General features: G+C 42.7%; 7 protein-coding genes, 2 tRNA genes and 2 rRNA genes (1 of these 11 running past the window's edge). 1 reads left to right on the top strand and 10 read right to left on the bottom strand.

The window, feature by feature from the left end:
- The 5 genes from L6469_RS11490 to L6469_RS11470 all read right to left on the bottom strand — a co-directional run.
- A 23S ribosomal RNA gene (locus L6469_RS11490) occupies positions 1-568 on the bottom strand; it reaches 2,326 nt to the left of the window's first position.
- A 178-nt stretch (positions 569-746) separates the two neighbouring features.
- A tRNA-Ala gene (locus L6469_RS11485) sits at positions 747-820 on the bottom strand.
- 36 nt (positions 821-856) lie between these two features.
- Positions 857-930: transfer RNA gene (locus L6469_RS11480), tRNA-Ile, on the bottom strand.
- Positions 931-1,112: 182 nt separating this feature from the next.
- Positions 1,113-2,642: ribosomal RNA gene (locus tag L6469_RS11475) — 16S ribosomal RNA — on the bottom strand.
- The 16S and 23S rRNA genes sit together here with 2 tRNA genes alongside, the layout of an rRNA operon.
- Positions 2,643-3,011: 369 nt before the next feature.
- Positions 3,012-3,230, bottom strand: coding sequence for a hypothetical protein (locus L6469_RS11470; RefSeq protein ID WP_006281716.1), 219 nt, complete (start codon positions 3,228-3,230; stop codon positions 3,012-3,014).
- Positions 3,231-4,166: 936 nt separating this feature from the next.
- Here L6469_RS11470 and L6469_RS11465 point away from each other — a divergent pair.
- The gene (locus L6469_RS11465) at positions 4,167-4,493 is read left to right on the top strand and encodes a hypothetical protein (RefSeq protein WP_039869803.1); all 327 of its coding nucleotides are present in this window, start codon (positions 4,167-4,169) and stop codon (positions 4,491-4,493) included.
- Between the two features lie 32 nt (positions 4,494-4,525).
- Here the strand turns inward: L6469_RS11465 and L6469_RS11460 are convergent, their stop codons facing one another.
- The 5 genes from L6469_RS11460 to L6469_RS11440 all read right to left on the bottom strand — a co-directional run bounded on the left by L6469_RS11460 (position 4,526) and on the right by L6469_RS11440 (position 12,454).
- Entirely contained in the window at positions 4,526-5,284 is a 759-nt protein-coding gene (locus L6469_RS11460; RefSeq protein ID WP_006281718.1) for an SDR family NAD(P)-dependent oxidoreductase, read from the bottom strand.
- A gap of 130 nt (positions 5,285-5,414) precedes the next feature.
- Positions 5,415-6,299: a hypothetical protein gene (locus tag L6469_RS11455; protein ID WP_074803340.1), complete on the bottom strand. Its 885-nt coding sequence runs from the start codon at positions 6,297-6,299 to the stop codon at positions 5,415-5,417.
- A 285-nt stretch (positions 6,300-6,584) separates the two neighbouring features.
- Positions 6,585-9,038 (bottom strand): SLBB domain-containing protein, encoded by a 2,454-nt coding sequence (locus L6469_RS11450; RefSeq protein ID WP_006281719.1) that lies wholly within the window; start codon positions 9,036-9,038, stop codon positions 6,585-6,587.
- Between the two features lie 44 nt (positions 9,039-9,082).
- Positions 9,083-10,165 carry a Wzz/FepE/Etk N-terminal domain-containing protein gene (locus L6469_RS11445; RefSeq protein ID WP_006281720.1) on the bottom strand — a complete coding sequence of 361 codons (1,083 nt, stop codon included), beginning with the start codon at positions 10,163-10,165 and terminating at the stop codon, positions 9,083-9,085.
- A 12-nt stretch (positions 10,166-10,177) separates the two neighbouring features.
- The gene (locus L6469_RS11440; protein WP_039869810.1) at positions 10,178-12,454 is read right to left on the bottom strand and encodes an SLBB domain-containing protein; all 2,277 of its coding nucleotides are present in this window, start codon (positions 12,452-12,454) and stop codon (positions 10,178-10,180) included.
- Positions 12,455-12,519: the final 65 nt, after the last annotated feature.

Genomic DNA, 12,519 nt, shown 5'->3' with positions numbered 1-12,519 from the left:
CGACCGCTTGTAGGCGTATGGTTTCAGGAACTATTTCACTCTCCTCATCGGAGTGCTTTTCACCTTTCCTTCACAGTACTCGTTCACTATCGGTCTCACAGGAGTATTTAGCCTTACCGGATGGTCCCGGCTGATTCACGCAGAATTCCTCGTGCTCCGCGCTACTCAGGATACCGCTATGCCATGTTTTGCTTCGTATACAGGACTATCACCTCCTATGGTTGTTCTTTCCAGAACATTCTACTCACAAAACACATACAATATCGCGGTCCTACTACCCCGCCGATGCCGAAACAACGACGGTTTGGGCTCTTCCCCGGTCGCTCGCCACTACTGGGGGAATCATTATTTATTTTCTCTTCCTCGAGGTACTAAGATGTTTCAGTTCCCTCGGTTTGCCTCTCTACCTTAGGTAGAGATATACATTCTTCAAATGTATGGGTTGTCCCATTCGGAAATCCTCGGATCAAAGGTTATTTGCACCTACCCGAAGCTTATCGCAGCTTATCACGTCCTTCATCGCCTCTGTGAGCCTAGGCATCCGCCATACGCCCTTTCTTACTTTTTTCTTTACCGGTTCAGTCTTGCTTTTGAATTGCTTCTCCAAGTAAGATGAACGGTAGCTCATACTTTCAGCTGTATTGTTTCTTGAACTATTGCTAGTTCTCGCTACAGTTTTGCTTGTGTCAATATGTCAAAGATCTTATTGGCTTATCTCACTCTGATCAAAAGTGGATTACCTGAAGTGGAGAATAACGGATTCGAACCGTTGACCCCCTGCTTGCAAAGCAGGTGCTCTAGCCAGCTGAGCTAATCCCCCAAACTTTTTTTTGTTTGAGAAGACTGGAAGTTTTTGTAGTCCCAGGCAGACTTGAACTGCCGACCTCCACATTATCAGTGTGGCGCTCTAACCAACTGAGCTATAGGACTATAGTTCCGGGTTGGCTGACTGTCCAAGATTTCTGGGCTTGCATCTTCGAGCCCGGCTTCCTTTTTCTCTTATATATTAAACAGGTTCTGTAGTACAAGGAAACTTTGGATGACATCAACCAACCTTTACGTTTGTCATGTCTCTTGACTTTTACTTACTTCTAAATAAGCATCTCTTCCAGAAAGGAGGTGTTCCAGCCGCACCTTCCGGTACGGCTACCTTGTTACGACTTAGCCCCAATTACCAGTTTTGCCCTAGGCCGACCCTTGCGGTCACGGACTTCAGGCACCCCCGGCTTTCATGGCTTGACGGGCGGTGTGTACAAGGCCCGGGAACGTATTCACCGCGCCATGGCTGATGCGCGATTACTAGCGAATCCAGCTTCGTGAGGTCGGGTTGCAGACCTCAGTCCGAACTGGGACCGGCTTTCTTGATTAGAATGACCTTACGGGCATCCGACTTTCTGTACCGGCCATTGTAACACGTGTGTAGCCCCGGACGTAAGGGCCGTGCTGATTTGACGTCATCCCCACCTTCCTCACACCTTACGGTGGCAGTGTCTCCAGAGTGCCCAGCTCTACCTGATGGCAACTGAAGAGAAGGGTTGCGCTCGTTATGGCACTTAAGCCGACACCTCACGGCACGAGCTGACGACAACCATGCAGCACCTTCACAGATGTCCCGAAGGAAGTCACTATCTCTAGATCCGTCATCTGCAATTCAAGCCCGGGTAAGGTTCCTCGCGTATCATCGAATTAAACCACATGTTCCTCCGCTTGTGCGGGCCCCCGTCAATTCCTTTGAGTTTCACCGTTGCCGGCGTACTCCCCAGGTGGGATGCTTAACGCTTTCGCTTAGCCACTCACCCCGAAGGGCAAACAGCGGGCATCCATCGTTTACCGTGCGGACTACCAGGGTATCTAATCCTGTTCGATACCCGCACTTTCGAGCTTTAGCGTCAGTAACACTACAGCGAGCTGCCTTCGCAATTGGAGTTCTTCGTGATATCTAAGCATTTCACCGCTACACCACGAATTCCGCCCGCTTCCTGTGCACTCAAGTCTGGCAGTTCGCGCTGCAGTGCCCAGGTTGAGCCCGGACATTTCACAACACGCTTACCAAACGGCCTGCGCTCCCTTTAAACCCAATAAATCCGGATAACGCCCGGACCTTCCGTATTACCGCGGCTGCTGGCACGGAATTAGCCGGTCCTTATTCGTAGGGTACATGCAAATAACCACACGTGGCTAACTTTATTCCCCTAAAAAAGCAGTTTACAACCCATAGGGCCGTCATCCTGCACGCTACTTGGCTGGTTCAGACTTCCGTCCATTGACCAATATTCCTCACTGCTGCCTCCCGTAGGAGTTTGGACCGTGTCTCAGTTCCAATGTGGGGGACCTTCCTCTCAGAACCCCTACTGATCGTCGGCTAGGTGGGCCGTTACCCCGCCTACTACCTAATCAGACGCATCCCCATCCATAAGCGATAAATCTTTATTCCATCTCAGATGTCTTTAACGGAAACCATAGGGCATTAATCTTACTTTCGCAAGGCTATTCCCTACTTATGGGCAGGTTGGATACGCGATACTCACCCGTGCGCCGGTCGTCATCAAAGAAAGCAAGCTTTCTTCATGTTACCCCTCGACTTGCATGTGTTAAGCCTGTAGCTAGCGTTCATCCTGAGCCAGGATCAAACTCTCCATTGTAAAATATCTTTGAATATCTATATTAATAGATTATTTGTCTCTGTTTCAAGGACGCTTATCCTTTTATTGAAGTCGGTTTAAAGCCTGGACAAAAACTAAACTTGACGGTTTGTTTTTGTTACCCATTCACACATATTTATAATATGTGAACGCTTCTTGTACTACTTCTCTGTCTATGTAATCTTTTCAAAGAACTCTTTCTCTTAAGCCTCATAACCAACGTTATTTGGCTACTTCCGTTTGTTCGAAAGCGAGTGCAAAGGTATACAAAATATCCATAACCTCCAAATGTTTTCAAGAAAAAATTGCAAAAAACTAAGATTTTGCGCATTCTTTGACAATAAAGACTTACTCCCGTGGACGTACACATTATAATATATAAGGATAAAGGATTAAAGAAAAATAAGAAAAGACGAAAAAGGCGGTGGTAACAATCATTTTCTTGGCAAAAGGTTTGCTTAATCCCAATAATCTATCTATATTTGCAGCAACAGAATCCGCCACGCTTCCCTTAAGACCAGCGAACCAGAGCGGGTCTTTTGCTTTTATGACCACATTGAGATTATATACCAAGCAAGCGTTATCCATCGCTGACCAGATTGCTCTTTTAAAAAACAGAGGGCTTCAGATAGCTGACGAGTCTAAGGCAACAAAGTTCCTTGGCGAGGTCAGTTATTTTCGTTTACGACATGTACAACAAAAGAGGGGTTTTGAATTTTACGGACAAGAACCCTCATGAGGTTTGCGTATTTGAAATTACGATGTAAGAATGCCTCAAATACGCGAATTTTGAAGAATTTTCGTATCTATCTGAATATCAACACGTTACACATTTAACGTTTCTTCGGTTCAAGAAATGGGCGCCAAAACCCCAGCTCCTAGGGGTCGAAAGCTTAGGGTTGATGCGATAAGGTCATAGAGTTTAGCGAACAAAGTCTTAGGTTTCGACCCCCAGGAGCTGGGGTTTTGGCGGGAGAGAAAATCGAGGGGAAGAAAAAAGACCAAACAGGCTGATCAAAAGTTGAATATTTTAAGCTAGATGACGATTTTTGAAAACGCTGATTTTTGGCATTTTATTTGACAGCCCGACCATTACAAGCAGGAAAAATCAACACTGAGAGTCACATCAACATCGGACAAAATCCATATTGACCAGCCTGGCAAAGACGGAATGTCGTTTCACATACCGACAAAAGAAGTTTGATTGCATATTGTTTTTTTAGAAGCCAAGACTTGATTCACCCAACAGGAATGGGATGCCAGTGATAATCTTCACCTTGCCGTTCCATCGCTTGTTCAGCAGTGCTTCTATGTATTGTTCTCTCTTAATAATCATAATCTTAAATATCTTACTGCAAAAATAGTCGCACTATTCGACTGTTTTTGCAGTGCGAAGGTAATATGTTTAAATGCGCACACTCAACAGGTGTGTGCATTTTTTGAAAAGAATAAATCTAAAATATATTTAAAACCGATTTTATCTTGCGTATTAGTCCCAATTATTATGTAATTTCGTACCCGATTATGGAAAATTCGGATGCAAACTTAATGATAAAAATGCGACGAGTAGGCAAATTTGTTATTGCTTACCAATTCGTTGAGCGAGATGGTGAAAAATGGAAAGTAAAAAACATCGGCTATCCGCTACGCTATAATCGCAAGGGTGAAATCTACAATAACGATCGTCTCATCGGTCATTTCTTCGATCATAAAGTTGCTGACATGAGAGGCAACATTATCGCCTATTGGTCAGATAATGGACAGATTCGCAACGCTTCAGGTACCCTTCTTGCAGTCTACCGAGGTGGTAAAGTATATTTACCAGAAGGTGTACCTGAAGATGAGAAATAAATTCGCCCCCTCACAGGAGAACTATGATGCGATTATTTTGCACGATAAATCACACTTCCACTTGCTTGATGAGTAGCCAGTACCAACACTTCAGCGATTTGAACATGCTCAGGAGCGCAAGCTGCATAATAACACACATCCGCAATATCTTCACCCGTTAAAGGCTTAATTCCATCATACACCGCATTCGCACGTTCCACATCACCATGAAATCTAACCTTAGAGAAATTTGTTTCAACCAATCCTGGTTTTATATTTGTTACACGCACTGCAGTATTAGCCAAATCGATACGAAGACCATCAGTAAGCGCTTTTACAGCAGCTTTAGTAGCGCAGTAAACATTGCCCCCTGCATAAGCGGCATCACCAGCCACACTACCGATATTAATGACATGCCCATGATTACGCTCCACCATACCAGGCACAACAAGACGAGTCATAGTAAGCAAACCTTTAATATTGGTATCAATCATCTCATCCCAATCCTCAAAGGATCCTTTATATTCAGGTTCCAAACCGCGAGCCATACCTGCATTATTAATTAATACATCAATATCACGCCATTCCTGAGGAAGATAATTATACGCTTTTTTAGAGGCCTCACGATTCTGAACATCAAAAGCTAAACCTAGCACTTCTGCACCCAAATCCTCCAAATCTCGCTTCACTATTTCAAGTTTGTCAGCACTACGCGCTGTAATAATCAAGTTATAACCTCCTTCAGCAAATTTAAAAGCACAAGCACGTCCGATACCCGACGTGGCACCCGTGATAAGAGCAATCTTCTTCATGTTCCTACTATTCTCGTTATTATGTTATTATATTCCAAATCTAGTTTGTTAAGATTCTCCACAAAGGTACACCTTTTCTATGAGATGACCAAGAACAACCTTCAGAAAACCGACCAAGGGAGCTTTACGATTAAAAATGAAAAGTAGGACCTTCAAAAAAATCATCATCTACCTTGATTACCATTGCAGTAGGATTACTAAACAATATACCTGTCAAGGTAGTTGTATGACGAATCGCAATTGCAAAATCAGAACAACTGACAGTACCCATATCTGCACCAGAATTAGAATCCTTACAACTAACAGAAAGAGAACCCTCCTTATAATAGACATCAGAAGACTGTGGCAGAGTCTGAATATCTCCCGTAAACACTTCCATGTTATCTGGATCAATAAAAGTCTGAATCTTCAAATGATTTCCACCTTCGTTAAAAATCAACCCTTTTGCCTGAATAGAAGTAGGAGCCATCTCAATCCCTTGCCCTCTGTACAAGTCAAATTTTGTACTCCGCTGACTCACATTGATGGTAATATCCACCGGCTGCTCATACACCTGCGTTTCTAAACAGATAGAAGCAACAACCGGAACTAAGGTTACCTCGTCATGAATTTCACTTTCTTTAGAAGAGGAAACACGAAAATCCTTAACGGCATAATACGTTTTCAGGCTTAACTTATCAAAAGAAATACATCCTTTATCATCTAAAATACCTGCCGTATAAGTCCCCAGCAACGCCACCCGATGATTATGTCCCTTCGACATATACAAGGTAATCTCGTTCATATTACTTTGATTGAAAGTTGCCTCCGACTCCACGTTACCATCTTTATCAAACACCACAGCATACAAATAATTACAATTTGCCGATGCATCGACAGAAGCCCTCGTCACTTTCCAGCTACATTTGGCCTGGTCACCGACAAAAGGCGTAATTCGCAGAGCGACCATTCCTTCATGAGTCTCATGATTTTCCGTCACATCAGAATCATTATCATCAATATCATCCAACACCATCTTCTCACATGAAGATAAAATAAAGCAAAAAAATACTCCAAATAAAAACCAATATTGTTTAAACGCTTGCATGTTGTAAAAATTTAATACTACACATGCAAAATTATAAACAATTTTCAACACATCAAAACGAGAAAGTATAAATAAGTTAAAATCTGTATATTTTTATTTAATTCTTCTTCGTATGATAGCATAATCATGGACTATCATACAAAAAGGTTGATTGTTTTTTATTCATCGGGCGAATATAAAAAAGGGAAGCAATCTGCTTCCCTTTTCTCAATTTTATTTCAACAATGCCGCTATTACCGCAGCTAGTGAAACAACACTCATACTAATACCAAAAATCTGTGCAAATTTCCAACCCTGTCGCTCAGGTTTAGACGGCACAACAATTTCGCATCCCGGTTCAATCTTATCATTGCGTTCACCAATCTTACCATTCTGGTAAACAATAAACGACTTTTTCGCTTTCGCCAAGCTACCATATCCACCAGCCTGCTGAATATAATAACTCATACCCTTACCTGGCATATAAGCCACAGAGTTAGGATACATCACATCGCCAGAAACACGAACAGTAGGATTATATTGAGGGATAAACAAGCGATCACCCTCACGTAAGATAATATTATCAGCACAAGTACTATCCTGCAAGGCCTTCTCTAAGTCTATACCGACATAATAGCGGTCTTCAGTCATCATCCCACTAGCTTTAATAGAATCCTTACGAGATAAATAGTTCTCTGCAACACGAGCTACTGCTCTCTCACGCATTTTCTCTTCCTCATTCATGACACGCTGAATACGAGCACCATGAACATAAGCCTCCTTAGTAACTCCACCAGCAGCCTTTACGAGCTCACTCAATTTCATAGCTTTGGTCGTCATGGTATACTGCCCCGGGAATTGAGCCTCACCATCAATCGTTACATGACGCTGGGTTTCAAAGCCCGGACTTCTCCGAACATACACCTCATCATAAGGTTCCAAGAAGAAATTCGCCTGACGATCAATAATCAAACCATTTTTGAGTGTGAAAGAATACGTCTTAGCCAACAATTTAGAAGACTGAAGAGCTGTAGGATCCAATATTCTACGACTAACATCTATCTTCACGGTAGAAGCAGCATCGGTCAAGCCACCAGCCTGAACAATGAAATCCTCAATAGTCTGATGCTCAGCATATTCGTAAGTACCTGGGAACTGTACCTCACCATGTATGGTCAAAGTACGTGCCTTAGTCTTGTCTGCTTCAGTAGGAATGAAGAGCACATCCTCATTCTTCAAAGCCATATCCGGTTCATCACCATTCATTATGGCCTCCAAATCAAGAGCTATCACGGTCTTCGTACGATCCTCTTTCAGACGATGAATAACAGCATGCTTAGCATATGCATCCTCTGTCAATCCCTGAGCAGACTTCACCAATGAGCGAACACTGTTAATCTCATCACCCAACTGATACAAACCTGGACGGAAGACAGCACCCTTGACCTCAACCATATTTTCATAACGATCAAGAATCTGATCAACAGAAATGGCATCACCATCCATCACGCGGAAGCTATTCATGTCGAATTCATCAACATTGAAAACCTGTTTCTGTTCACCATTTGCACGAAGGATACGAACCTGCTTCTTATAAGCATCATTAGCCCAACCGCCAGCATATTTCAGAATAGTAGCAACACTCTCATTCTTACGCATCTCATAAGTCATCGGGCGCTTCACGCTACCACTAATATCTACCAAACAATCATATGGCGATACGATAATCACATCATTATCTTTCAACTGTACATTACCAGCCAGTCTACCGTTTAAAATAAACTCATAGACATCAACTATCGAAATCTGGTGCCCATTACGCATCACCTTAATATTACGCAGCGTACCAAGGTTATTGATACCACCAGCCATATATAGGGCATGAAAGACAGTAGCATAAGCACTCAAGACATAGGTTCCCGGAACCTTTACTTCCCCCATCACATTCACATGAATGCTTCGAGTCTGACTTACACTTGCCTTCACCGTACTACTTTGGAAACGGCTACCCAGCGTCTTGCTCAACTTAGCATTAGCTCCAGCTACGGTCAACCCGCTCAAAAGAATCGGACCATAGCCAGGAACCGTAACCGTACCTTCATTAGATATAGTATAAGTATTCTCACTCTGACTACCACCATAAATATCAATCACCACCTGATCACCAGGTCCCAATACATAATTAGCCGGTGTAGCGATATTCATCGTTGGTTCAAAGCTCAACAGTTTATTATTGAAGACATCCCGACCGAATACCTTCTTGCCAGTAGCGTCAGTCTCAGCCTTTTGGATAGCCGCTTCCACCTCAGCATCACGAACCATCTTTCGATAAGTAATCTGCGACTCATTCGTCAGATTAGCATTACCACTCACCTTACCAGCCGTCAAATCCTGGCCACCCGTTTTACCATTCTTTTGACTCAGTCTATCACCATACTTATCCACAGCCATATCAGCAGTACCCGACAAGCCCCTCTTCGCAATATCCGAAGAATACGCCTGTCGAAGTCGACGAATCTGGTCAATAGTAACTCCCTTCTGAATCAACTGAGCCGTAATCTGTCCTTGCGATTTACCCGAAGCAGCAGCCGACTTGATATATTCAGCCACCTTTGCATCACTCATCTGCGCCGAAGCAGAAAGAGCAAGGCAAAAAACCGTCATTAAACAGAATAAAAATTTCTTCATAAGATATCTATCTAATAGAATCAATTACCATTTCATGAACAACTCTAGTTCAATCCTAACAAAGGTTTGATTTGATCCTCTTTATACAGCGCAATACCCGTTGCCATGAGTATGCCAACCAACAGGAAGACAGCACAAATTTTTGCTCTTGAAGGACCAGCCTTTTTCACCGGAACAGTAGCCGACTGCAACGTTGTGAAAGCCGGAGTAAACTCCTGTACTTTTGCCTGCGCAGCTTCTACAGCCTGATCAAGAGAAGTTAAACTATTATATTTCAACTGCATATCATTCTCCAGATCCTCAAGTTTAGAGCGAACACTCTCCAAAACAATATCCTGGTTAGCATCACTATACGCAATATATTTCTGTCGAACATCAATATACTTACGTTTAGCTTCCTTATAGAGTTTCGTCTGATAAGCCAAGTCACGACGAGCTTTAGCAGTACGATAATCCGTGATGAAGCGTTGCAGACGACCTCGCACACTATCCGCCATACAAGCTGCGATATAAGCATCCTGATCGGTTACCGTAATCGTAATCACACCCGTCTTGCTATCCACATCACAAACCACATTCTTATCAATAGCCTTAGCGATATTATCCTGTTTTTTGGTCAATTCAAAAGGATTAACAGGCTCCACCTTAATCGTATCCATAGGACCACCAAACAATTCACCTATCCAACCACGCTTCTGATACTTCAATAAATAGTTGTAATAAGGCATATTATCATTTTTATCCTTATGATGCACATTAACCTCGAAGAGTTTGGTCTTAAAGTCAACAGAGTTAATCAAATCAGGATACAAGTCAGGCAAAATAGCATCCACATCCTGGGCACTAGAAGAACTTCGACCACTAACACCAAAGCGCTTAGCCAAAGAAGCCAAGCCACCCATGCTAGAAGCACCACCCGTACTCGCCTCAGGCGCCAACATCACAGTACTGGTATAATAATTCACCTGATTAAGAGCATAAGCTACACCCAACACACAAAAAATAGGTACAATAATCAGATAAAGTCTTATCTGCTTTTTCAGTGCAGCGAAAATCGCACCGAAATCAATACTACTTTCTTCCTCTTCCTCGTAAGGATTTATATTTCTATTATTATCTTCGTTCATGATTTTGTTCAATTACTTGGTTAATGCTACAATAACAGTGGCGAGAGAGGCAAGACTTGTACCCATACCAACAAGGGCACTGAGATCAATGCCTTTACGATCAGGTCGACTAGGTACGATTACCTCACATCCCGGCTCTATCTTACCCTTACCTTTCACACTTACATGACCATTCTGATAAACCACGAAAGTCTTACCCTTCTTGGCACGGTTGCCATAGCCACCAGCCTGATTAATATAGTAAGCAGTCTTTTTACCTGGTACATAAGAAACCGTATTAGGGAACATCACGTCACCCGAAATATGTACAGTAGGGTTATATTCTGGGATAAACAACTTATCACCAGCACGAAGGATTAAATCCTCAGGACAACCAGGCTTAGCCAAAGCCTTTTCAAGATCAATACCTACATAATAAGTATCACCCAGCACTACATTGTCAACAATTATCGAATCGTGCTTCGTATTCTGATGAGCCATAGCCTTAAGAATAGACTTCATACGCAATTTCTCATCCTCACTCATCTTACGTTCGATACGGGCACCCTTCACATACGCATAAGAAGAGACACCACCTGAAGTTTTTACAAGATCGCTCAAACGCATATCTTTTCGAACCATCGCGTACTCACCAGGGAAAAGAGCCTCACCAGTAATCGTTACATTACGTTGCGCCTCAAATCCCGGACTTCTACGTACATACACCTGATCATAAGGCTGCAAAAAGAATCCAGGCTCTGGATTAATCAACAACCCATTCTGCAAAGTAAAAGTATAAGTCTTAGCGATTTCATTACCAGCCTGAGTAGCACTAGGATTTAAGATACGACGACTCACATCTACCTTAGCCGTAGAAGCAGCATCAGTAAGGCCACCTGCCTGAACGATGAAATCCTCGATAGTCTGATTTTCAGCATATTCATAAGTACCAGGGAATTGCACCTCACCACTGATTGTCAAGGTACGCGCCTTGGTCTTATCTGCCTCTGTAGGGATAAAGATAACATCCTCATTCTTCAATTGAACATCAGGTGCACGACCATCCAAGATATCCTTGATATTTACAGCAATAACACGCTTCGTACGATCATCCTTCAAACGATGGATAACAGCATGCTCAGGATAAGCATCCTCCGTTAAGCCCTGAGCCATTTTTACCAAAGAACGGATAGAAGTAACCTCCTTACCCAACTCATAAAGACCAGGACGGAACACAGCACCTTTCACCTCTACCATATTACTATAACGATCGAGCATATCATCAACCTTCAAGGCATCACCATCCATCACCTTAAAAGACTTCAGTTCATTCTGACTAATATTAAACACCGTCTTTTCGTCACCATTAGCACGAAGCAAACGAATCTGGCCCTTATAAGCATCATTCGCAAAGCCACCAGCATAGTTCAGAATAGTAGCAACATTATCATTCTTACGCATCTCGTAAGTCATAGGACGCTTTACTGCACCAGCAATATCAACAAGACTCTCATAAGGTCCGACGATAATCACATCGTTATCATGCAGACGTACATTACCAGCCAGGCGACCATTCATGATATATTCATAAACATCGACCACGCTAACCTGACGACCATTACGGAACACCTTAATATTACGAAGAGTACCGATATTATTGATACCACCAGCCTGATATAAGGCATGGAACACAGTAGCATACGCACTCAAAGTATAAGTACCAGGCACGCTGACCTCACCCATCACATTGACGCGGATACTACGAGTACTGCTCACACTCGTACTCATATTACTGCTACGATAACGTTTACCCAGCGTCTTACGCAAACGACTATTAGCCTGAGCAACCGTTAAACCACTCAAGCGGATAGGGCCATAACCTGGAACAGTTACCGTACCTTCTTTAGAAATCTGATAAGTATTTTCTTTCTGGCTACCACCATAAATATTTATAACCACTTCGTCACCAGGACCAAGCACATAATTAGCAGGGGTAGCGATATTCATATTCGGTTCAAAACTCAGCAACTTACTATTAAAAATATCATGACCGAAAATTTTACGAGACTTACCTTTGTTCTGAGCAACACTCTGCTTGATGTCGTGATCAATAGCCCTTTCTTCCTGCTGAGCTTTATCCTGCAGTTCTACACTATTTCCCGCTTTGCCTGTGGTAAGCTCTTGTTTCGTCATACCATTGTCCTTTTTCAGCGCAGCATTTCCTTTATCAAGTTTAGCTCCCGCTTGAACCTGGGCATACCCCCCAAGTGTCATCATGGCTAGCATGAAACCGAATAAAATTCTTTTCATTACTTAAAGTTTATATATTTTCTTATTCACAAATTTGAATGCAAAGATAATGCTTTTTCAGCATA

Source organism: Segatella baroniae B14, from assembly GCF_022024235.1.
Lineage (GTDB): Bacteria > Bacteroidota > Bacteroidia > Bacteroidales > Bacteroidaceae > Prevotella > Prevotella bryantii.
The sequence above is the reverse complement of the archived record's forward strand: the minus strand, read 5'-3'. Positions and strand labels throughout refer to the sequence as shown.